Consider the following 23,704-nt stretch of genomic DNA (forward strand, 5'->3'; position numbering starts at 1 on the left):
GCGATTCACACCCTTTAGGAAACACCGTGACCGAACCCCGCCAAGGCACCGACCACGCCGCGCTGCTCAAGCGCTCGCTGGTGGCCATCGACCAGTTGAAAGCCCAGCTGGCGGCCGCGGAACAGGCCCGCAGCGAACCCATCGCCATCATCGGCATGGGCTGCCGCTTCCCCGGCCAGGCCGACACGCCCGAGGCCTTCTGGTCGCTGCTGCACAGCGGCCGCGACGCCGTGACCGAGGTGCCACCGCACCGCTGGGACGTGGAGCGCTACTACGACCCCAACCCCGACGCCATGGGCAAGAGCTACACGCGCTGGGGCTCCTTCGTCGAGGGCGTGGACCGCTTCGACGCGCCCTTCTTCGGCATCTCGCCGCGCGAGGCCGTGAGCCTGGACCCGCAGCAGCGCCTGCTGCTCGAGGTGTCGTGGGAGGCGCTGGAGCGCGCGGGCCTGGCGCCCTCGTCGCTGGCGGGCTCGCGCACCGCCGTGTACATGGGCATCACCACCAGCGACTACGCCGGCCTCATGAACGAGGAGCGCGGCCCCTGCCACGGCGATGCCTACACGCCCTCGGGCACCGCGCACAGCGTGGCGGCCGGGCGCCTGTCGTACTTCTTCGGCCTGCACGGCCCCAACGTGGCGGTGGACACCGCCTGCTCGTCCTCGCTGGTGGCCATCCACTGGGCCATCCAGTCGCTGCGCAACGGCGAGGCGGAGCTCGCGCTCGCCGGCGGCGTCAACCTCACGCTGGCGCCCAATGGCGCGGTGCTGACCTCGCGCGCCCGCATGATGTCCTTCGACGGCCACTGCAAGACCTTCGACGCCTCGGCCGACGGCTACGTGCGTGGCGAGGGCTGCGGCGTGCTGGTGCTCAAGCGCCTGTCGGACGCCCAGCGCGACGGTGACCGCGTGCTGGCCGTGCTGCGCGGCTCGGCGCTCAACCAGGACGGGCGCAGCAGCGGCCTCACCGCGCCCAACGGCGCCGCGCAGGAGGCGGTGATCCGCGCCGCGCTGGCCAACGCGCGCCTGCAGCCCGGCGACATCGGCTACGTCGAGGCGCACGGCACCGGCACGCCGCTGGGCGACCCGATCGAGATGAAGGCGCTCAACCAGGTCTTCGGCGACCGCCCGCGCGAGCGCCCGCTCATGGTGGGTTCGGTGAAAACCAACATCGGCCACCTGGAGGCCTCGGCCGGCGTGGCCGGTGTCATGAAGGTCGTGATGGCCCTGCAGCACGCCACCGTGCCGCCGCACCTGCACCTGCGCCAGCCCAATCCCCTGATCGCCTGGGACCAGTACCCCATCACCGTGCCGACCACGCCGACCGCCTGGCCGCGCCCCGGCGACGCGCCCCGGCGCGCCTGCGTCAGTTCCTTCGGTTTCAGCGGCACCAACGCGCACGTGGTGCTGGAGGAGGCGCCGCCCCCGCCGGCGGCGCCCGCCAGCGGCGAGGCGCCGCGCGCCGAGCACCTGGTGGTGCTGTCGGCGCACACCGCCACCGCCCTGGCCGCGCAGGCGCGCCGCCTGGATGAGGCGCTGGCTGCCGGACCCGGGCTGCCGCTGGCGCCGGTCGCGGCCACGCTGGCGCTGGGCCGCTCGCACTTCGTGGAGCGCCTGGCCCTGGTGGCCGCCAGCACCGACGAGCTGCGCGCCCAGCTCAAGGCCTTCCTGGACAGCGTCGCTGCCCCGGATGGCGAGAGCGTTGCGCCCGCCGGCGTAGTGCGCGCGCGCGCCGCGCTTGGCGCCGCGCCCGAGGTGGTCTTCATGTTCACCGGCCAGGGCGCGCAGTACGCGGGCATGGGCCGCCAGCTCTACGAACAGGAACCGGTGTTCCGCGCCGCCCTCGACGAATGCGATCGCCTGGTCTCGCCGCTGCTGCCGCACGGCCTGCTGGACACCCTCTTCGGCAGCGGCGAGGACGCCGCGCGCCTGGACGACACCGCTTTCACCCAGCCCGCGCTGTTCGCCATCGAGTACGCGCTGGCGCAGCTGTGGCGTTCCTGGGGCGTGGTGCCCACGGCCGTGATGGGCCACAGCGTGGGCGAGTACGTGGCCGCCTGCCTGGCGGGCGTGTTCAGCCTGGCCGATGGCCTGCGCCTGATCGCCGCGCGCGGCCGCCTGATGGGCCAGCTGCCGCGCGACGGCGGCATGGCCGCCGTGTTCGCCGACGAGGCCACGGTGCGCCAGGCCATCGCGGCCGACGCGGCGGTGCTGTCGATCGCGGCCGTCAACGGCCCGGGCAACACCGTCGTCTCCGGCCGCAGCGACGCGCTCGCGGCGGCGCTGGCGCGCCTGCGGGCGCAGGGCGTGGAGTCGCAGCCGCTGGTGGTGTCGCACGCCTTCCACTCGCCGCTCATGGAGCCCATGCTCGAAGCCTTCCGCGCCGAGCTGGCCACGGTGCAGCTGAACCCGCCGGGCATGGACCTGGCCTCCAACCTCACCGGCACCCTGGCCGGCGAGGAGGTGTGCACGCCCGAGTACTGGTGCCAGCACGTGCGCGACGCGGTGCGCTTTGGCGACGGCATCGCCGCGCTGCAGAAAGAAGGCTACCGCGTGTTCGTGGAGGTCGGCCCGGCGCCCACGCTGGTGAACATGGCCCAGCGCGCCAGCGCGCTCGCCGACGCCAGCTTCATCGCTTCCCTGCGCAAGGGGCGAGCGGACACGCGCTGCCTGCTGGAAAGCCTGGGCCGCCTGCACGCGCGCGGCCTGCCGGTGCAGTGGCGCGCGGTGCTCGGCGAAGCCACTGCGCGCCAGCGCGTGGTGCTGCCCACCTACGCCTTCCAGCGCGAGCGCTACTGGTTCGAGCCGGGCGGCCGGGCCGAGGGCGCCGCGCTCGCGCCCACGCGCAGCGGCCACCCGCTGCTGGGCGGCGTGGTGCCCAGCCCGCTGTTCATCTTCCAGAACCGCATCGGCGTGGCCTCCCAGCCCTGGCTGGCCGACCACCGCATCTTCGAGTTCACGCTGTTCCCGGGCACCGGCTTCCTGGAGCTGGCGCAGATCGCCGGGCGCGAGGCCGCGGGCAGCGACGACGGCCAGCTGTTTGACGTGCTGATCCGCGAAGGCCTGCCGCTGCCCGAGGAGGGCCAGCGCACGGTGCAGGTGGTCGTGGACGAACCCGATCAGGGCCGTTACGCGGTGCGCGTGTTCAGCCGCGCCGACGCCGAGGCGCCGGGCGCCGACGCGCCGGCCTGGAAGCTGCACGTCGGCGCCAACTTCGTGGTGGGGCAGGGCAGCGCCGCGCCCGCGCCCCTGCGGCGGGCCGGCCTGCTGGGCGCCGCCGCGCGCGAGCACGACGTCGACGCCTACTACGCGCGGCTCGCCGAGCAAGGCGCGCACTACGGCCCGGCCTTTCGCTGCATCACCGAGATCCGCAGCGAGGGCCGCCAGGTGCTGGGCCGCGTGGCCCTGCCGGCGGGCGTGGCCGCCGCGGCGCCGTCCTTCGTGCTGCACCCGGCCCTGCTCGACGCCTGCCTGCAACTGGTGGGCGTGGGCCTGTCCTGGGGCGATACCGCGCCCGACGGCACGCCCAGCGACGACCTCTGCGTGCCCGTGGGCATGGGCAACTACCGCGTCCACCAGAGCGGCCTGTCGCAGGCCTGGTGCCATGTCAGCGTGGACGAGGCGACGCCCGACGCCGAGGCGGTGGGCGCCGACGTGACCCTGTTCGACGACCACGGCGTGGTGGTGGCCGAGGTGCGCCGGCTGGTGCTCAAGCGCGTCACGCGCGCCCTGCTGCAGCGTGCGATGGCCGGCAACGCGCCGGCCGCCGAGTGGGCCTTCGAGGCCGATTGGCAGGCGCTGCCGCCGGCCCCGGCGCCGGACGCGGACGCCGAGGGGCGCTGGCTGGTGCTGGCCGACGGCAGCGGCGTGGGCCAGGCACTGGCGGCGCGGCTGCGGCGCGACGGCGCGGGCGTGGCGGTGATCGCCCGGGGCGAGGGGTACGCCGAGTGCGGCGCCGAGGGCTGGCGGGTGGACCCCTCGAACGCCGCGCAGATCCGCCAGGCGATCGAGGCCGCGGCCCGCGCCGATGCGCGCGCGCTCGAGGGCATCGTGGTGGCCTGGACGCTCACGCCCCCGGCCGGTGGCGCCGACCTGCAGGACACGCACCTGGCGCTGCTGGGCGACCTGCTGCGCGTGGTGCAATCGCTGGGCGAGTCCAGCGCGCGCCTGTACTGGCTCACGCGCGGCGCGCAGGCCGTGGCCGGCTCGGTGCCCGACCTGCTGCAGGCGCCGCTGTGGGGCCTGGGCGGCGTGGTCGCCTCCGAATACCCCGCCCTGCGCTGCGTGCGCGTCGACCTCGACCCCACGCCCCGCGACGACGAGACCGAGCTGCTGTGCGCCAGCCTGCGCTCGGCCGACGCCGAGGACCGCGTGGCGCTGCGCGGTGGCCTGCGTCACGTCTCGCGCCTGGTGCCCGGCGACTTCGTGCCCGAGCCCCGGCCGCTGCGGCTGGAGATCACCGAGCGCGGCTCGCTGGACCGCCTGGCCCTGCTGCCGGTGCCGCGCGAAGCGCCCGGGCCGGGGCAGGTGGAGATCCGCGTGCACGCCACGGGCCTGAACTTCCGCGACGTGCTCAACGCCCTGGGCATGTACCCGGGCGACCCGGGGCCGCTGGGCAACGAATGCGCGGGCGTCGTCTCCGCCGTGGGCGAGGGCGTCACCGACCTGGCCGTGGGCGACGAGGTGGTCGCCATGGTCGACAAGAGCTTCGCCACCTGGGTCATCGCGCCGGCCGTGATGACGGTGAAGAAGCCGCCCAGCCTCACGTTCGCCGAGGCCGCGACCATTCCTGTCACCTTCCTCACCGCCGAGTACGCGCTGCGCCACCTGGCCGGCATGAAGAAGGGTGACCGCGTGCTGGTGCACGCCGTCACCGGCGGCGTGGGCATGGCCGCGCTGCAGCTGGCGCGCCGCGCGGGCGCCGAGGTCTTTGGCACCGCCGGCTCGCCGGCCAAGCGCGCCCTGGCCACCGAGCTGGGCACCCACCACCTGGCCGACTCGCGCTCGCTGAGCTTCGTGCCCGACGTGCGCCGCGACTCGAAGGGCGAGGGCGTGGACATCGTGCTCAACTCGCTGGCCGGCGATTTCATCCCCGCCAGCCTGGGCCTGCTGCGCCCGGGCGGCCACTTCATCGAGATCGGCAAGACCGGCATCTGGGACGCGGCCAAGGTCGGCGCCGAGTTCCCCGGCGTGCACTACCACCCGCTCTACCTGGGCGAGGTGGCCGCCGAGCGGCCCGAGTTCGTGCGCGACATGCTGCGCGATCTGCTGGCCGACTTCGAGACCGGCGTGCTCAAGCCGCTGCCGCAGCGCCTGTACCCCATCGAAGCCGCGGAGGACGCCTTCCGCTTCATGGGCCAGGGGCACCACGTGGGCAAGATCGTCATCACCCAGCACGACGCGCCCGCCGTGCGCGCGGACGCCAGCTACCTCGTCACCGGCGGTCTCACCGGCCTGGGGCTGGTGACGGCGCGCTGGCTGGCGCGCGAAGGCGCGCGCCACCTGGTGCTGATGGGCCGGCGCGCGCCCTCGGCCGAGGCGCAGGTCGCCATCGCCGAACTGGAAGCGGCGGGCGTGCGTGTGCGCGTGGCCCAGGCCGACGTGGCCGACGCCGCGCAGGTGTCGGCCGTGGTGGACGGACTGGGGCGCGACATGCCGCGCCTGCGCGGCGTGGTGCACGCCGCTGGCCTGGTGGACGACGGCACCCTGGCCGAACTCGCGCCCGAGCGATTCGAGGCCGTGCTGTCGCCCAAGGTGCGCGGCGCCTGGAACCTGCACCAGGCCACGGCGCGGCTGGCGCTCGACTTCTTCGTCTGCTTCTCGTCGGGCGCGGCGCTGATGGGCTCGCCCGGCCAGGGCAACTACGCGGCGGCCAACACCTTCATGGACGCGCTGGCGCACCTGCGCCGCAGCCAGGGCCGCCACGCGCTCAGCATCAACTGGGGCAGCTGGGCCGAGGTCGGCATGGCCGCCGGCCTGGGCGAGCTGCACCACCGCCGATGGGCCGCCATGGGGCTGGGCATGATCACGCCCGATGACGGCATGCGCATGCTCGGGCAGATGCTGCGCGGCGCGCGCGCGCCGCAGATGGCGGCGATGCCGCTGGTGCGCGCGCGACTGCCCGCCAACCTGGGGCCCTTCTTCAGCGCGCTGGTCAACGCGCCGGCGGCCCAGGCGGGCGCGCCGGTGGCCGAGCCGGTGGACATCCTGCCGCGCCTGAGCGAGACGCCGGCGCCCGAGCGCCACGCCGTGCTCTCGGACTTCCTGGCCGATCAGGTGGTGCGCGTGCTCGCCCTGGGCGCGGCCCACCACGTCGATCCGCAGCGCTCGCTGATCGACCTGGGCATGGACTCGCTCATGGCCATGGAACTGCGCAACCGCATCCAGGCTTCGCTCAAGGCCACCGTGGCCGTGGCCGATCTGCTGCAAGGCCCCAGCGTGTCCTCGCTGGCCAGCAGCCTGCTGGACGGCCTGGACCTGCCGGGCGGCGAGGCGGCGCTCGAGGCCGGTACGGTCGAGGGCGTCGAATGGGAGGAGGGAACCCTGTGAACCGTGTGCCGTTCGTGCGCCCCGCGCGCCGCTGGCTGGCCCAGCGCTCCAGCCGCCAGTGGGCGGTGCTGTTCGCGCTGGCCTTCGCGCTGGTGTGGTCGCTGGTCGAGGTGCTGGTCACGCAGCTGCACCAGGCCTACAGCCTGGTGCAGGTCGAGGGCGTGCGCTTCGGCGTGCAGCTGCTGCTGATGGTGCTGCTGTGGACCTGGCGCGGCGACGCCGGCCAGGGCTGGTGGCGCAGCCGGCGCGCGCCCTGGCACGTGTTGCGCGGCCTGTCCATGCTGGCCTTGCCCTTCGCCTTCGCCGCCGCGGTCTACTCGGGCGTGTCCATCCCGCTCGCGCTCTCGGGCCTGTGGTTCGCGCCCCTGTTCGCGCTGGCGCTGGCGGCGCTGTGGCTGCGCGAGCGGCCGCCCGCCGTGCTGTGGCTGGGCGCGCTGGCGGGGCTGGGGGCCGTGTTGCTGCTGTTCCAGCCGGCGCTGCCGGGCTCGCCAGCGGCGCTGCTGATGCCGCTGCTGTCGGGCGCGGCCCTCGCGGTCTACCTGTTGCTGACGCGCCTGCTGCGCGACGAACCCGTGCAGACGGGGCTGTTCTTCGTCGCCGCCGTGGGCCTGCTGGTGTTGCTGCCCTTCCTGCCCGGCGTGTGGGTGCGGCCCAGCGCGCGCGACCTGGCGCTGCTGGCGGGCGTCGGCGCCTTCGGTTACCTGGCGCTGTGGCTGCTCGACCAGGCGCTGCGCCGCTGGTCGCTGTCGCACCTGGCGCCCCTGCTGTACGCGCACGTGCTGGTGCTGCAGTGGCTGCCGGCGCTGTGGCGGGGCCAGTGGCCGTCGTGGCGATTGGTGCTGGCCTCGGCGCTGATCGGCGGGGTGGTGGCCATCGTGTGGTGGCGCGCCTCGGCGCGCCGCGTGGCGAGGGCCGGAACCGGCGATTCCTTGATCGGCGATTCGGGGCTCGGTGCACCGGTGTCGGTGCGGGGAGGGCTGTGATGAGCGCCGCCGCGCCGCGCGCCGCACGGAGCATGGTCCCATGACCACCGGTCTGGCCACGCCGGCCTGGGCCGCGCCGCTGGGCGACGGCCGCCGCGCGCTGCTGCTGCTCGCGCTGTTCGTGCTCTCCTGGACCCTGCTCGAAGGCGTGGTCGGCGCGCAGTTCCAGCAGCCCTACCACCTGATGCAGATCGTGTGGTGCCGCTACGCCGTGCACCTGGCCTGCCTGCTGCTGGTCTGCGGCTGGCGCGAGCCCTCGCGGCTGTGGCGCACGCGCCGCCCGGTGTTCCAGCTGCTGCGCTCGCTGTGCATGCTGGTCATGCCCCTGAGCTTCGCGCTGGCCCTGGTCGGCGGTGTGGGCGGGCACACCGTGTGGGCGCTGTTCTGGGTGGCTCCGCTGCTGATCCTGGCGCTTTCGCGCGGCTGGCTGCGCGAAGCCGTGCCGCCGCTGGCCTGGGCGGCGGCCGCGCTCGGCGCGCTGGCCGCGGTGCTGCTGCTGCAACCCCATTGGCCCGCCGCGCCGGGCCGGCTGGCCTGGCCGCTGGCCATGGCGGCCTCGTTCGCCCTGTACGTGGCCATGACGCGCCAGCTGCGCGAGGAGACCGTGCAGGCCAACCTGTTCTACACCGCCGCCGGCGTGTTCGCGCTGCTGACGCCGCTCATGCCCTGGGTGTGGGTGACGCCCAGCGCGCACGACGCGCTGGTGCTGGCCGGTATCGGCGTGGTGGGCCTGCTGGGCCTGTGGGCGCTGGACCGCGCCTGCGAGGCCGCGCCGGTGTCGCTGGCCGCGCCGGTCCTGGTGCTGCACCTGGCTGGTATGTTCGGCATCGAATCCCTGGCCCGAGGCAGCGGGCCGTCGCGCGGGCAGTGGCTGGCGCTGTTGTTGATCGGCGTGGCCGTGCTGCTCGCCTGGCGGGTGTCCGCCGGCCCGCGCGGCGCGCCAGGGACTTCCCCATGAAAGGCAATGAGCACGTGTCCGAGGAGCTGAGGCAATGGATGGCCGCCCTGCAGGCGCAGGGCGTGGAGCTGTGGGCGGAGGGCGGCCAGCTGCACTTCCGCGCCCCGCCGGGCGCGCTCTCGGCCGAGACGCGCCAGCAACTGGCGGGCCGCCGCGCGGAGCTGCTGGCCGCGCTCGGCGACAAGGCCGCGCCCGCGCCGCCGGCCTCGGGCGGCGTGGCCGATCTGCTGGCGCGACTGGCGCGACTGGACATCCGCCTCTCGGTCGACGGCGACAAGCTCAACGTCAGCGCGCCCAAGGGCGCGTTGACCCCGGCGCTGCGCGAAGAGCTCGGCCGGCGCAAGGAAGAGGTCAAGGCGCACCTGGGCGCGCAGGCCGGGGCGGGCGCGGCCCCCGCGCGATCGGCGCTGCCCCCGCTGGTGCCGGTGCCGCGCCAGGCCGACATGCCGGTGTCGCACACCCAGCAGCGCCTGTGGTTCCTGCGCCAGGTCGACCCGCACAGCCACGCCTACAACATCCCGGCGGTGCTGCGCTTCACGGGCGCGCTCGACGACGGCGCGCTGGAGCGCGCGCTGCAGATGCTGGTGGTGCGCCACGAAAGCCTGCGCACGCGCTTCGTCACCGTGCAGGGCGAGCCGCGCTGCGTGATCGAGGCGCAGACGCCGCTGGCCATCGAACGCATCGACCTGTCCCACCTGCGGGGCGAGGCGCTGGCGGCGGCGTCCACCCGGGCGGCGGAGGGCGTCGTGCAAAAGCCCTTCGACCTCACGCGCGCGCCGCTGCTGCACGTGGGCCTGATCCGCGAGGCCGCCGATCGCCACGTGCTCGCCATCGCGATCGACCACATCGTCTCGGATGGGCTGTCGATCGGCATCTTCATGCTGGAATTCCAGTCGCTCTACACCCACCTGGTCACCGGGCAGGAGCCCAACCTGGCGCCGCCGCCGGTGCAGTACCACGACTACGCCGAGTGGGAGCGGCAGGCCTTCGCGCAGGGCGCGCTGGACGAGCACGCGGCGTTCTGGAAGCGCGAGCTGCAGGACCTGCCTTCCCTGCTGCAGCTGCCCACCGATCGGCCGCGCCCGCCGGTGCAGACCACGCGGGGCGCGCGCCGCACGCTGCAGCTCCCGCCGGAGCTGTCGCAGCGCCTCAAGGCCTTCGGCCGCCAGGAAGGCGTCACGCTGTACATGGTGCTGATGTCGGCCTTCCAGGTGCTGCTGCACCGCTACAGCGGCGAGACCGACATCGCCATCGGCTCGGCCATCGCCAACCGCAACCGCACCGAGGTCGAGCACGTCATCGGCTTCTTCGCCAACAACCTGGTGCTGCGCGCCGACCTCTCGGGCAACCCCAGCGTGCGCGAGCTGATGGCGCGCGTGCGCGACCGCGCGCTCAAGGCCTACCAGCACCAGGCCATGCCCTTCGACATGCTGGTCGACCTGCTGGGCACGCGCCGCGAGCTCGACCACTCGCCGCTGTTCCAGGTGCTGTTCGTGCTGCAGCACATGCAGCTGACCGGCCTGGACCTGCCCGACCTGCGCTGCGAGCCCGTGGAGCTGGAGGTGAAGTCGGCGCGCTTCGACCTCGCCGTCGACGTCTTCGACATCCCCCAGGGCCTGCGCTGCTACTTCGAATACAACGCCGACCTGTTCGACGACAGCACCATCGCGCGCTGGCAGGGCCACTACGAGCGACTGCTGCGCGGGTTCATCGACGCGCCCGAGGCGCGCATCGCCGACCTTCACCTGCTGACCCCGGCCGAGGAGCGCCAGCTGCTGCTCGACTGGAACGCCACCGCACAGGACTACCCGCGCCAGCAGACCGTGCACGGCCTGTTCGAGGTCCAGGCGGCGCGCACGCCCGAGGCGGTGGCCGTGCGCTTCGAGGAGCAGGCGCTGGGCTATGGCGAGCTGAACGCGCGCGCCAACCGCCTGGCCCACCACCTGCGCTCGCTCGGCGCGGGGGCGGGTTCGCTGGTGGGCGTGTGGATGGAGCGCGGCCTGGACATGGTGGTCGCGGTGTTGGGCATCCTGAAGGCCGGCGCGGCCTACGTCCCGCTGGACCCGGCCTTTCCCAAGGACCGGCTCGACTACATGATGGAAGACGCCGAGCTGGGCATCGTGGTCACGCAGTCCGCGCTGGCCGATGGCCTGCCCGATGGCGTGCACGGCGTGCGCCTGGACGCGGGCGAGGCCGAGCTGGCGGCGCTGTCGCCGCTGAACCCGCCCGCGATCGCGGGGCCCCACGACCTGGCCTACGTCATCTACACCTCGGGCTCCACCGGCCGCCCCAAGGGCGTGATGCTGGAACACCGCTCGGTGGTGAACTTCCTGCTGTCCATGCAGCGCGAGCCGGGCATTGGTGCGCAGGACCGCTTCGTGGCCGTGACCACGCTGTCCTTCGATATCGCCGGCCTGGAGATCCATGGCCCGCTGACCGTGGGCGGCACCGTGGTGCTGGCCGCGCGCGCCACCGCGCTCGACGGCCTGCGCCTGGCGCAGTTGCTGGACCGGCACGAGGCCACGCTGCTGCAGGCCACGCCCGCCACCTGGCGCCTGCTGCTCGACAGCGGCTGGCGCGGCCGGCCCGGCCTGAAGATGCTGTGCGGCGGCGAGGGCCTGCCGCGCGAGCTGGCCGACAAGCTCATCGCCACCGGTGGCGAGCTCTGGAACATGTACGGGCCCACCGAGACCACCATCTGGTCCACGGTGCAGCGCATCACCGACACCGCGCGCGGCATCTCCATCGGCCGGCCCATCGCCAACACCCAGGTCTACGTGCTGGAGCCCTCGGGCCTGCCGGCACCGATCGGCGTCGGCGGCGAGCTGTGCATCGGCGGCGACGGCCTGGCGCGCGGCTACCGGCACCGCGACGAGCTCACGGCCGAGAAGTTCGTGACGCTGGCGCTGCCCGGCGTGGGTCCCACGCGCGTGTACCGCACCGGCGACGTGGTGCGCTTCCTGGCCGACGGCCGACTGGAGTTCGTGGGCCGGCGCGACCACCAGGTGAAGGTGCGCGGCTTTCGCATCGAGCTGGGCGAGATCGAGACCGTGCTCTCGCGCCACCCCGGCCTCAAGGGCAACGTGGTGCACGTGCGCGAGGACACGCCCGGCGACCAGCGCCTGGTGGCCTACGTGGTGCCCGAGGCCGGCGCCCGGCCCGAGGCCGAGGCCATGCGCGCCACGCTGCGCGCGCAGCTGCCCGAGTACATGGTGCCCGGCCAGTTCGTGGTGCTGGAGGCCTTTCCGCTCACGCCCAACGGCAAGGTCGACCGCAAGGCCCTGCCGGTGCCCGAGGCGGCCGCGCCGAGCGAGGCCGACGAGGTGGCCGAGGCCCTGATGTCGCCCGTGCAGCGCCAGGTGGCCGCGCTGTGGCGCGAGATCCTCAAAATCGATCGCGTGGGCCTGCACGCCAACTTCTTCGACATTGGCGGGCACTCGCTGCTGCTGGTGCGCCTGCAGGCCGCGCTCAAGCGCGAGTTCGGGCAGGAGATCGCGCTGGTCGAGTTGTTCCAGCGCACCACGGTGGCGGCGCAGGCGCAGCGCCTGGGCGCGCCGGTGGGCGCGAGTTCGGCGCTGGAGCGCGCGCGCGCCCGGGCCGCGAAACAGATTCAGGGTTGACGGATGAACCTCAAGGACCAGTACCCCGCGCACGCCATCGCCATCGTCGGCCTGGCGGGGCGTTTCCCCGGCGCGGCCGACCTCGACGCCTTCTGGCGCAACATCCGCGAGGGCGTGGAATCGCTGGAGGACTTCAGCGACCAGGACCTGCGCGAGGCCGGCGTGGACCCCGCGTTGAGCGCCTCGCCGGGCTACGTGAAACGCGGCACCGTGCTGCAGGAATCGGAGCACTTCGACGCCGCCTTCTTCGGCCTGTCGCCGCGCGAGGCGCAGGTGATCGATCCGCAGCAGCGGATTTTTCTGGAATGCGCGTGGGAGGCGCTGGAGCACGCGGGCTACGCGCCCGGCGCCATCGAGGCACCGGTGGGCGTGTACGCGGGCGCCAGCATGAACACCTACCTGATGTCGCAGATCCTGCGCCAGCCCGCGCTGGCGGCGGCGGTGGGCGGCTACCAGCTCATGCTGGGCAACGACAAGGACTTCCTCTGCACGCGCGTGTCCTACAAGCTGGACCTGCGCGGCCCCAGCATGACGCTGCAGACCGCCTGCTCCACCTCGCTGGTGGCGGTGCAGGCGGCCTGCCGCGCGCTGGAGCGCCACGAATGCGACATGGCCCTGGCCGGCGGCGTCTCGCTGAGCTTCCCGCAGCGCGGCGGCTACCTCTACCAGGAGGGCATGATCCTCTCGCCCGACGGCCGCTGCCGCCCCTTCGACGCCGAGGCCAAGGGCACGCGCCCCGGCGCGGGCGCGGGCATCGTGGTGCTCAAGCGCCTGGCCGACGCGCTGGCCGACGGCGACACCATCCACGCGGTCATCCGCGGCGCGGCCATCAACAACGACGGCGCCGGCAAGGCCGGCTACACCGCGCCCAGCGTGGACGGCCAGGTCGAGGCCATCGCCACCGCACAGATCCTGGCCGACGTGGCGCCGCGCAGCATCGGCTACATCGAGGCGCACGGCACGGCCACGCCGCTGGGTGACCCGATCGAGATCGCCGCGCTGCGCCAGGTGTTCGAGGGCGACACCGACCAGCGCGGCTTCTGCCGCCTGGGTTCGCTCAAGGCCAACCTGGGCCACCTGGACGCGGCGGCCGGCGTGGCCGGGCTCATCAAGGCCGTGCTGGCGCTCAAGCACCGCGAGCTGCCGCCGCTGGTGAACTTCCAGCGGCCCAACCCGCAGCTCAACCTGGAGGCCTCGCCCTTCACCGCCAGTGCCGAGGCCGCGCCCTGGCCGGCCGGGCCCACGCCACGCCGCGCGGGCGTCAGCTCCTTCGGCATCGGCGGCACCAACGCGCACGTGGTGCTGGAAGAGGCGCCCGAGCGGGAGCGCCCGCTGGCCGACGAAGGCCCGCAGCTCATCGTGCTGTCCGCGCGCACCGAGGCCGCGCTGGACGCCGCCACCCAGCGCCTGAAGCAGCACCTGCAGGCCCATCCCGAGGCGGCCCTGCGCGACACCGCCTGGACCCTGCAGACCGGCCGGCGCGCCTTCGCGCAGCGCCGCGCGGTGGCCGTGTCCTCGGTGGCCGAACTCATCGCCGCGCTCGACGCGCCGCAGCGCCCGCCCATGCACGGCGCGCGGCACGAAGGCGGCGAGCGCCCCGTGGCCTTCCTGTTCAGCGGCCAGGGCAGCCAGTTCGCGGGCATGGGGGCGGGCCTGTACGCGCAGTACCCCGTCTACCGCGAGGCCGTGGACCGCTGCGCCGGGCTGCTGCGTGAACCCCTGGGCCGCGACCTGCGCGAGCTGCTGTTCGCGCCGGCGGGCGACACCACCATCAACGAGACGCGCTACGCCCAGCCCGCGCTGTTCGTCACCGAGTACGCGCTGGCCCTGCTGTGGCAGAGCTGGGGCGTGCGCCCCGCCGCCATGCTGGGCCACAGCATCGGCGAGTACGTGGCCGCGCACCTCGCGGGCGTGCTGTCGCTGGCCGACGCGCTCGCGCTGGTGGCCGCGCGCGGCCGCCTGATGCAGGGCATGGCGCCCGGTGGCATGGCGGCCGTGCACATGGACGAAGGCGCGCTGCGCGCCTGGCTGGCGGCGAACGCGCCGGCGCTGGAGATCGCGGCCGTGAACGCGCCCGGCCTGTGCGCCATCGCCGGCCCGCGCGAGGCGCTGGAGGCTGGGCTGGCCGCGCTCGCGGCGATGGGCACCGAGGCGCAGCCGCTGCACACCTCGCACGCCTTTCACTCCTCCATGATGGACGGCGTGCTCGAGCCCTTCACCGCACTGGTGCGCGGGATCGCGCTGCACGCGCCCACGCTGCCTTACGTGTCCAACCTCACGGGCCAGTGGATCACGCCCGAGCAGGCGACCTCGCCCGCGTACTACGCCGAGCACCTGCGCCGCGCCGTTTTGTTCGACGCCGGTGTGCGCACGCTCTCGGCCGACGCCTCGCTGCACCTGCTGGAGGTGGGCCCGGGCCGCGCGCTGGCCACGCTGGCCGGCCTGGCGCTGGGCCCGCAGGGCGCGCGGCGCGTGGCCGCTTCGCTGGGCGGCGCGCGCGAGGCGAAGCAGGAAGCGCCGGCCGCGCTGGACGCGGCGGGCCGCCTGTGGCTCGCGGGCGTGGCGCTGGACTGGGCCGGCCTGCATGGCGGGCGCCCCGCGCGCCGCGTGCCCCTGCCCACCTATCCCTTCGAGCGCCAGCGCTGCGCGATCGATGCGTCCGCGCCGGCGCCCGCGCCGGCTGCCGACGCGCCGGTCGCAAAGGCGGGCGGGGCCCAGGACCTGGCCTTCAGCCGCGACGTGGCCGACTGGCTCTACGCGCCCACCTGGTCGCGCGCGCCGCGCAACCGCGCGGCCCGGCTGTCGGGCACCTGGCTCATCGCCGGTGGGGCCGACGCGCTGGCCGAGGCGCTGGCGCGCCAGGTCGGCGACGCCGGCGGCCGCGCCGTGCGCATCGCCTCGCCCGCCGAGGCCGAGGCCGCCGTGGCCCAGGCCCGCGCGGCCGGCCAGCCGGTGGCGGGCGCCTTCGCGCTCTGGGGCCTGCCGGTGCACGAGGGCAGCGACACGCAGGCCATCCAATGGCTGCACCACGCGCCCGTGGCGCTGGCCGCCGCGCTGGCGCCCTCGGCCCGTGAGCCGGTGCGGGTGATCGTGGCCACGGCCGGCGCGCACAGCGTGTTGGGCGAGGCCGTGGCGCGCTCGGTGGCCGCGCTCGCCATCGGCCCGGTGCTGGCCCTGCCGCTGGAAATGCCGGGCCTGCGCCTGCGCCAGCTCGACCTGGAGGCCGCGGGCGCCGAGTCCGCCGAGTCGGCCGCGCAAGGCCTGCTGGACGAAGCCCTGGCGCGCGACGAGGAAGACATGGTGGCGCGCCGCCAGGGCCAGCGCTGGCTGCGCCGCCATGAGCGCACCGCCTTGCCCGCCGTGGACGCCGACGCCCTGCCGTTGCGCGACGGCGCGGTGGTGCTGATCACCGGCGGCCTCGGTGGCATGGGCCTGGCCATCGCGCAGCGCCTGGCCGAGCGGCGCCGCGCGCGCCTGCTGCTCACCGCGCGCACCGCGTTGCCGCCGCGCGCCGGGTGGGACGCCTGGCTGGCCACGCACGGCGGCGATGAGCGGCACGCCCAGACCATCGCGGCGCTGCGCGCCATCGAGGCCGCGGGCGGCGAGGTGGAGCTGGCCCAGGCCGACGCCGCCGACGCCACGGCCATGGCCGCCGCCGTGCGGGCCGCGCGCGCGCGCTGGGGACGCATCGACGCCGTGGTCCACGCGGCCGGCGTGGCCGGCGAAGGCGCGCTGTCGGCGCTGAAGACGCCCGAGTCCATCGAGGCCGTGCTCGCGCCCAAGCTCGGTGGCCTGCGCGTGCTGCGCGAGCTGCTGGCCGATGAGCCGCTGGAACTGGTGGTGCTGATGAGCTCCATCAACGCCGTGCTGGGCGCGCCCGGCGTGGCCGACTACGCCTCGGCCAACGCCGTGCTCGACGCCTTTGCCGAATCGGCCGAGGCGCCGCCGGCCTGGCGCCGCGTGGTGGCCTTCGACTGGGGCGCCTGGCGTGAGGTCGGCATGGCCGCGAAGCTGGAGGTGCCCGCCTGGCGCCGCGCCGCCTGGGACGCGTACCTGGCCCAGGCCATCGGCACGGCCGACGGCCTGGATGCCTTCGAGCGCGTGCTCGCCAGCGAGCTGCGCCGCGTGGTGGTGGTGCCCTACGACCTGCCACAGGCCCTGTCGCTGGCGCGCTCGGCCGCGCTGAACCCGCCGATCGAGGCGCCGCGCGCCGAAGCGGCGGCGCGCGACACCGCGCCCGCCCGCCAGGCCGCGTCCGCGCGGCCCGCGGGTGCCGACGATGCCCCGCCGGGCGACGTGCAGGCCCGCCTGGCCGCCATCTGGGTCGAGCTGTTGGGCGTGGACAGCGTGGCCGCGCACGACGACTTCTTCCATCTGGGGGGACACTCCCTGCTGGCCACGCGGGTGCTCGCGCGCATCCGCGAATCGCTCGGGGTGCAACTGGCGCTGCGCGACATGTTCGACGCCTCCACCCTGCAAGCCCTGGCGCAGCGGGTGCAGGAGGGCCTGGCCACGACCGAAGCCAACGACGACGATCGGGAGGAGATCGAGTTTTGAATGCGCGAGAACTGCTGCACCGGCTGGAGGGGCTGGGTGTGGACCTGGAGGTGGTCGAAGGCCGGTTGCGCGTGAGCGCCAGCCGCGGCCGGCTCGACGACGGGCTGAAGGCCGACATCGCCGCGCACAAGGCCGAGCTGATGGCGCTGCTGGCCGAGCGCGGCGCGGTGGCGCACGCGGTGCCGGCGCCGAGGGACGGCGGCGCGCCGCGCGCCCGCGTGGCGCACGACGGCCTGCTGCCGCTCTCGCTGTTCCAGGAGCGCCTGTGGATCCTGCAACAGCTGGAGCCCGAGAGCACCACCTACCTGCTGGCCCTGGCCTGGCCCGTGCGCGGCGAGGTGCCGCGCGAGCAACTGCTGGCCGCCGTGCAGCGCGTGCACGCGCGCCACCTGGGCCTGCGCGTGCACTTCGTGCAGGAGGACGGCGTGCCCGGCGCGCGCCGGGTGGACGTGCCGCCGGTGACCGTGCACGACCTGCGCCACCTGCCGGCCAGCGAGCGCCTGGCCGCCGTGCAGGCCGCGCGGGAGCGCGCGGTGCACACGCCCATCGACCTGTCGCGCCAGACCCCGCTGCGCTTCGAGCTGCTGGACTTCGCGCCCGAAGGCTACGGGCTGATCGTGGCGGCCCACCACATCGCGGTGGACGCCTGGTCGCTGCAGATCCTGCTGCGCGAACTGGCGCGGGAGCTGCAGACGCCGGCGCCCGAGCCGCAGGGCGGGCCCACGCGCCTGCAGTACGCCGACTACGCCGCCTGGCAGCGCGAGCACCAGCGCCCCGAGGCCATCCGCGCCGCACTCGACTGGTGGGACGACACCCTCAAAGGCGCGCCGCCCACCTCCATGTTCCCGCCCGACCTGCCGGCGAGCGACGCGCCCGCGCGCGGCGCCACGGTGGATTTCGAGTTCGACGCCGCCTTCAGCGCCGCCCTCAAGCGCTGGGTGCAGGAGCGCCAGGCCACCGTCTACATGGCTTTCCTGGCCGCCAGTGCCGCGCTGCTGCGCGCGCACACGGGGCAGGGCGACGCGCTCATCGGCAGCCCCATGGGCGTGCGCGAGCGCGCCGAGTTCGAGGACCTCATCGGTCCCTTCGTGAACCTGCTGGTGATCCGCCTGCGCACGGCCGACGACCCCAGTTTCAGCGAGCTGCTGCGGCGCGCGCGCGGCGCGCTGCTGGACGCGCATGCGCACCGCGACACCCCCTTCGAGGCCGTGGTGGAGCGCGTGCGCCCGGTGCGCAGCTTCCAGCACTCGCCGCTGTTCCAGCTGGCGGTGGTCTACCACCAGGCCGCCGCCGCACCCGAGCAGGGCGACGTGGTGGTGCACAGCGGCGGCGCGCTCAACGAGATCACCTGGTTCGCGCGCGAGCACGAGGGCCGCATCCTGTGCAGCCTGGAATACCGCAGCGACCTGTACTCCGCCGCCCACATGCAGCGCCTGGCCTCGCAGCTGCAGGTGCTGCTGCGCGCCGCGCTGGCGCAGGGCGAGGCACCGATCAGCCGCCTGCCCCTGCTCACGGACGGCGAGCGCCGGCAGCTGCTGCTGGACTTCAATGACACCGCGCGCGCCCTCGACACCGCGCCCTTCGCGCGCCAGTTCGAACGCCAGGCGGCGAGCGCGCCCGAACGCACCGCCGTGGGCTTCGAAGGCGAATTCCTGAGCTACGGCGAGCTCAACCGCCGCGCCAACCAATGGGCGCGCCACCTGCGCGGCCTGGGCGTGGCCGCGGGTGTGCGCGTGGGCGTGTGCACCGAGCGCTCGCTGGACATGCTGGTGGCCCTGCTCGCCGTGCAGAAAGCCGGCGGCGCCTACGTGCCGCTGGACCCGGGCTTTCCCGCCGATCGCCTGGCCTACATGCTGGACGACAGCGGCGCGAGCGTGCTGCTCACCACCGGCGAGGCCGCCGATGCGGTGGACCCGCCGCCCGGTGTGCGGCTGTTCGACCCCGCGCGCGAGGCCGGCGCGCTGGCGGCGCTCGACGGTGGCGACCTCGACGGCACGCCCGCGCCGGGCGACCCGGTCTACGTGATCTACACCTCCGGCTCCACCGGCCGACCCAAGGGCGTGGTGGTGTCGCACGGCGGGCTGAGCAACTTCCTCGGCGCCATGCGACAGGCGCCCGGCCTCGCGGCCGAGGACGTGCTGGCGGCCATCACCACCATCTCCTTCGACATCGCGGGCCTGGAGCTCTACCTGCCGCTCCTGGTGGGCGCGCGCGTGGAACTGCTCTCGCGCGACACCGCGAGCGACGGACCCTCGCTGATCGAGGCCTTGCAGGCCAGCGGCGCCACGGTGCTGCAGGCCACGCCCGCCAGCTGGCGCCTGCTCATCGAATCGGGCTGGACCGGGTCGCCCGCGCTGCGCGCCTTCTGTGGCGGCGAAGGGCTGCCGCGCGAGCTGGCCGACGCGCTGCTCAGCCGCGTGGGTGAGCTGTGGAACCTCTACGGCCCCACCGAGACCACCATCTGGTCCACCGCCGAACGCGTGGCACCGTCGCCCGCGGCGGTGGGCATCGGCCGGCCCATCGCCAACACCCAGGTCTACGTGCTCGATGCGCACCAGCAGCCCCTGCCCGTGGGCGTGCCCGGCGAGCTGTGGATCGGCGGCGCGGGCGTGGCCCTGGGCTACCACGGGCGGCCCGAGCTCACGGCCGAGCGCTTCGTGGCCGACCCCTTCGCGGCCCAGGCCGGCGCGCGCTTCTACCGCACCGGCGACCTCGCGCGCTGGGACGCCGAGGGCCGGCTGCACCACCTGGGCCGGCTCGACCACCAGGTGAAGATCCGCGGCTTTCGCATCGAACTGGGCGAGATCGAGGCCCGCCTGGCCACGCACGAGGCCGTGCGCCAGACCGTGGTGATGGGCCGCGAGGCCGCGCCCGGCGACCTGCGCCTGGTGGCCTACATCGTCTTCGAGCCGGGCGCCGACCTCACCGCCAGCGACGTGCGCCGCCACCTGCGCCGCGACCTGCCCGACTACATGATTCCCTCGGTGGTGGCGGCGGTGGACGCGATCCCGCTCACGCCCAACGGCAAGGCCGACCGCGCCGCGCTGCCCGACCCGTTCAAGAACGCGGTGCAGGCCGCGCGCCACTACGTGGCGCCCGAGGGCGGCCCCGAACAGACCATGGCCGAGATCTGGCGCGACATCCTGCGCGTGGAGCGCGTGGGCGCCGAGGACAACTTCTTCGAGCTCGGCGGGCACTCGCTGCTCTCGCTGCGCGTGGTGCTGGCGGTGGAACAGAAACTGGGCTGGCGCATGGACGCGCGCACGCTGTTCTTCCAGAACCTGCGCCAGGTGGTGGCCTCGGCCGCGGCAGGAAAGGGGGTGGTCAAGGCATGACGCCCCTGTACTTCGGCGAGCGATCGCGCCGCCTGTTCGGCCTCTACACCCCCGCGCGCGCTGGCGGCGGCCGCGCGCGCGGCGCCGTGCTGTGCGCGCCCTGGGGCCCCGAGTACCTGCGCGCGCACCGCAGCATGGCCCAGCTGGGCAAATGGCTCAGCGAGGCCGGCGTGCACGTGCTGCGCTTCGACTGCCACGGCACCGGCGACTCGGCCGGTGACATGGGCGATGCGCGCATCGACGGCTGGACAGGCGACGTGATGACCGCCATCGACGAATTGAAGGACACGGCGGGCCTGCAGCGTGTGACCCTGGTAGGCCTGCGCCTGGGCGCCACGCTCGCGGCGCGCGCGGCCACCAAGCGCCGCCGCGACGTGGACGGCCTGGTGCTGTGGGACCCGGTGCTCAGCGGGCGCGAGCACCTGGCCGAACTGCGCGCGCTGCACGAACAGACCCTGCGCACGCGCGGCCTGAGCGCGGGACCCTCGGAGCTGCTGGGCTTTGCGCTGAGCGAGGCGCTGGTGCAGGACATCGAGGCCATCGACTTGTTGAACCCCATGCCCACCTGGCCCGCGCGCAGCCTGGCCGTGGTGAGCGAACACCGCGAGGCCTGGGGCGCGCTGGGCGCGGCGCTGCCGCCGGGCGACGGCTCGGCGCTGGAGCGCATCGAGGTGCAGCCCGCCTGGCTGGAGGACCGGCACTCGGGCGCGGGGGCCGTGCCGGTGAAGCTGCTGCGCCGCGTGGTGGAGTGGACGGTGTCATGACGAGCCCCCACGCCGCCGAACAAACGCTCCTGCTCGGCCCGGCCAATGGCCTGGTCGGTGTCATCACGCCGCCGCTGCCGCCAGCGAATGGCCAGGCGCCGCGCGAAGACCCGCCCTTCGTCATCATCCTCAACGCCGGCATCATCCACCGCGTGGGCCCCAACCGCCTGCACGTGTCCCTGGCCCGTGCGCTCTCGGCCGATGGCTTCCCCGTGCTGCGCGTGGACCTCTCGGGCCTGGGCGACAGCCAGGGCCGAGAGGACGGATCGGCCCCGCTGGACGCGGCCCTGGCCGACATCCGCGACACCATCGACACCCTGCAGGCCACGCGGCAGGTGAAGCGCGTGGTGCTGATGGGCCTGTGCTCCGGCGCGGACCACTCGGTCATCTACGCGGCCAGCGACCCGCGCGTGGTCGGTGTGGTGCTGCTGGACCCATCGATCCCGCGCACCAAGGGCTACTACCTCAAGCACTACTCGGGCCGCCTGCTGAGCCTGCGCACCTGGAAGAACGTGGCCCTGGGGCGGCACCCCGTGTGGCAGCTGCTCAAGCGCCGCGCGCATGGGGCGCCGGTGGGCGAGGGCGACGCGGCGGGCGGCGACATGGCGGCGGCCCGCCCGGCCGTGACCCTGGAGCACCCCGAGGTGCGGGCCTTTCTCGAGAACGCCTATGGCCGCGCGCTGGGCAACGGCGCGTTGTTCCTCACCGTGCTCACCTCCGACCGCGAGCGCCAGCACAACTACCGCCGGCAACTGCAGGACGCGTTCCCCGCGCTGGACTTCAACGGCCGCCTGCTGATCGAGTACTTCGAGCGCTGCGACCACACGTTCACGACACTGGCGAGCCAGCAAAGGTTGGTGGGCTTGGTGAGAAGGTGGATGGGGGCGGCGGGGTTTCGGTGAGGGAGGACGTCAAGTCCCGCACAGGCCTTCGGGCGCGGCCGGGATGGCCGGGTAATGACCGGCGGGCGGCGCAAGACGTGATCACTTCATAAGGCGCTTTTCGCGGGCCTGCGAGGCAGCCGCGGCATGATGCGCGCCCGTGATGCTCTCGGCTTTCTATACACGGCAAGGCGACGCCCGCGACGTGCTTCGGGTGGACGAACTGAATCTGCCCACGCCCGCAAGGGGTGAAGTGCGCGTCAAGGTGTTTGCGTCCGGCATCAACCCGGCCGACGTCAAGCGGCGTGCCGGTGCCATCGCGAGGCCCATGGTGTTTCCGATCGTTATTCCGCACAGCGATGGCGCGGGCGTGATTGATGCGGTCGGCGCTGGCGTGTCACCGGCCCGCGAGGGTGAGCGCGTATGGTTGTGGAACGCGCAATGGTGTCGGGCGTTCGGCACCGCCGCCGAATTCATCGCGCTTCCCAGCGCACACGCGGTCCCGCTCCCGCCGTCGGCGTCGTTCGAAGTGGGTGCCGCCTTGGGCGTTCCCGGCATGACCGCGCACCGATGCATCTCCGTGTTGAACGATTTGCGGAACCGATCGGTCTTGGTCTTCGGGGCAAGCGGCGCCGTCGGGCGCCTCTGCGTCCAGTTCGCCAAGTCACGCGGCGCCATGGTTGCGGGCGTCGTCCGCACGCCATCGGGCAAGGCGTCCCTGAGCGACGTCGGCGCCGATGGCTGCTTCATTGCCAGCGACCCCGGGTTCGTGCAAGCCGTGACGTGCTTCGCCGGGTCTCGCGGCGTGGACCACATCGTGGACGTCGACTTCGCGGCAAACGTTGGGCTCTACTTGGGTTTGCTCGCAAGACACGGGTCGGTGGTGGTCTTCGGTTCGGCGTCCGGCATGCGGCCCGCCGTCGACGTTCTGCCGCTTCAGAAACACGGCGTCACGCTGCATTTCGTCTCTGGCGCGGAGCAGCCCCGTCATTGCCGCGACCAGGCCATTCAACACATCAACCAGATGCTGGCGGCGCGTCGTCTGTCCGTTCGTTTGCCTGTTGCCTACCGCCTTCAGGACATCGCCGGCGCGCACGAGCGTGTCGAGGCCGGCGCCGCCGGCAAGGTCATTCTCGACATCGCCCTGCCGGGCGCTGCCGGTTGACGCCGTGCACGCTGGTCTTCTTGCCCTCGCTGCGGCGCTTCTCTTCTCGAGCAAGAGCGTGCTGATCAAGCTCGCTTATGCCGCCGGCGGCAACGCGGAGGCGCTGCTGGCCTTGCGAATGCTGATCGCGCTGCCCATCTACCTGTCGGTCTGGCTCGTGGCCCGTCTCCGCGGGTCGGTCAGGCCGGTTTCTCGGTCGGCCCTGGTGACAAGTGGGGGAATAGGCGTGCTGGGCTATGCGGTATCGAGCTACCTCGACATGAAAGGTCTCGAGTACGTCTCGGCGCCTGTCGAGCGCTTGATCCTGTTCACGTACCCCTTCTTTGTGGCGGTGATGGGAGCCGGTTGGTTCGGCCATCGACTGCAGCGCCGTGCGTTGGCCGGCCTTTTCGTCAGCTATGCGGGCCTGGCTTTGGTTCTGTTTGAAGGTTTGGCAGGCACCACCGCCACGGTGGGCGCCATCGGTGTCGTCCTGGTTTTTGGCTCCGCCTGGACCTATGCCTTGTTCCAACTGCTGGCGAGCACCGCCGTGCGCGGCGTGGGCGCCGTCGCCTTCACGTGCATCTCGATGTCGGCTGCCGCTCTTTGCACGATCGCCGCCTGTGGCATTGCACAACCGACGGACGGGTGGTTCGCGCACACCGACGTTCTGGTCTACGCGGGCCTCCTGGCCGTGCTCGGCACGGTGCTCCCGTCCTTTCTTCTCAGCGCCGCGCTGAAAACCTTGTCGCCTCAGGCCCACTCGGCCATTGGCGCGGTCGGCCCCGTCTTCACGATCCTGCTGTCCATGGCCATCCTCGGTGATTCGATGGGGCCTCTGGCCATGCTGGGGAGCGTGTTCGTCGTTGCCGGCGCGACATGGTTCGTCAGCAAGGACAGCGGCGCGTGAGGCC

10 protein-coding genes are annotated in these 23,704 nt (G+C 73.8%); all 10 read left to right on the forward strand.

What is annotated here, in order from left to right:
* Positions 1-26 precede the first annotated feature (26 nt).
* The 10 genes from DY262_RS04290 (at position 27) to DY262_RS04335 (ending at position 23,700) form a co-directional block, all read left to right on the forward strand.
* Positions 27-6,548, forward strand: a complete 6,522-nt coding sequence (locus DY262_RS04290) for a type I polyketide synthase (RefSeq protein WP_116957743.1) — start codon at positions 27-29, stop codon at positions 6,546-6,548.
* Positions 6,545-7,531, forward strand: coding sequence for an EamA family transporter (locus tag DY262_RS04295; RefSeq protein WP_181936412.1), 987 nt, complete (start codon positions 6,545-6,547; stop codon positions 7,529-7,531). Before DY262_RS04290 ends, DY262_RS04295 begins: the two co-directional genes overlap by 4 nt.
* Positions 7,532-7,571: 40 nt before the next feature.
* Positions 7,572-8,489 carry a DMT family transporter gene (locus tag DY262_RS04300; RefSeq protein WP_116957745.1) on the forward strand — a complete coding sequence of 306 codons (918 nt, stop codon included), beginning with the start codon at positions 7,572-7,574 and terminating at the stop codon, positions 8,487-8,489.
* Positions 8,486-12,109 carry a non-ribosomal peptide synthetase gene (locus DY262_RS04305; protein ID WP_116957746.1) on the forward strand — a complete coding sequence of 1,208 codons (3,624 nt, stop codon included), beginning with the start codon at positions 8,486-8,488 and terminating at the stop codon, positions 12,107-12,109. The genes DY262_RS04300 and DY262_RS04305 overlap by 4 nt, the downstream gene beginning before the upstream one ends.
* Positions 12,110-12,112: 3 nt before the next feature.
* Positions 12,113-16,666, forward strand: a complete 4,554-nt coding sequence (locus tag DY262_RS04310; protein ID WP_116957747.1) for a type I polyketide synthase — start codon at positions 12,113-12,115, stop codon at positions 16,664-16,666.
* On the forward strand, positions 16,663-20,001 hold the full coding sequence (locus DY262_RS04315) for a non-ribosomal peptide synthetase (protein ID WP_116957748.1): 3,339 nt from the start codon (positions 16,663-16,665) through the stop codon (positions 19,999-20,001). Before DY262_RS04310 ends, DY262_RS04315 begins: the two co-directional genes overlap by 4 nt.
* A complete protein-coding gene (locus DY262_RS04320; protein ID WP_116957749.1) occupies positions 19,998-20,765 on the forward strand; it encodes a serine aminopeptidase domain-containing protein in 768 nt (255 codons plus the stop codon). The genes DY262_RS04315 and DY262_RS04320 overlap by 4 nt, the downstream gene beginning before the upstream one ends.
* Entirely contained in the window at positions 20,762-21,667 is a 906-nt protein-coding gene (locus DY262_RS04325) for an alpha/beta fold hydrolase (RefSeq protein WP_116957750.1), read from the forward strand. The genes DY262_RS04320 and DY262_RS04325 overlap by 4 nt, the downstream gene beginning before the upstream one ends.
* 142 nt (positions 21,668-21,809) lie before the next feature.
* Positions 21,810-22,811 carry an NADPH:quinone reductase gene (locus DY262_RS04330; RefSeq protein ID WP_116957751.1) on the forward strand — a complete coding sequence of 334 codons (1,002 nt, stop codon included), beginning with the start codon at positions 21,810-21,812 and terminating at the stop codon, positions 22,809-22,811.
* A 4-nt stretch (positions 22,812-22,815) separates the two neighbouring features.
* Positions 22,816-23,700: a DMT family transporter gene (locus DY262_RS04335; RefSeq protein ID WP_181936413.1), complete on the forward strand. Its 885-nt coding sequence runs from the start codon at positions 22,816-22,818 to the stop codon at positions 23,698-23,700.
* Positions 23,701-23,704: the final 4 nt, after the last annotated feature.

The organism is Hydrogenophaga borbori (assembly GCF_003417535.1).
GTDB classification, from domain to species: Bacteria; Pseudomonadota; Gammaproteobacteria; order Burkholderiales; family Burkholderiaceae_C; genus Hydrogenophaga; species Hydrogenophaga borbori.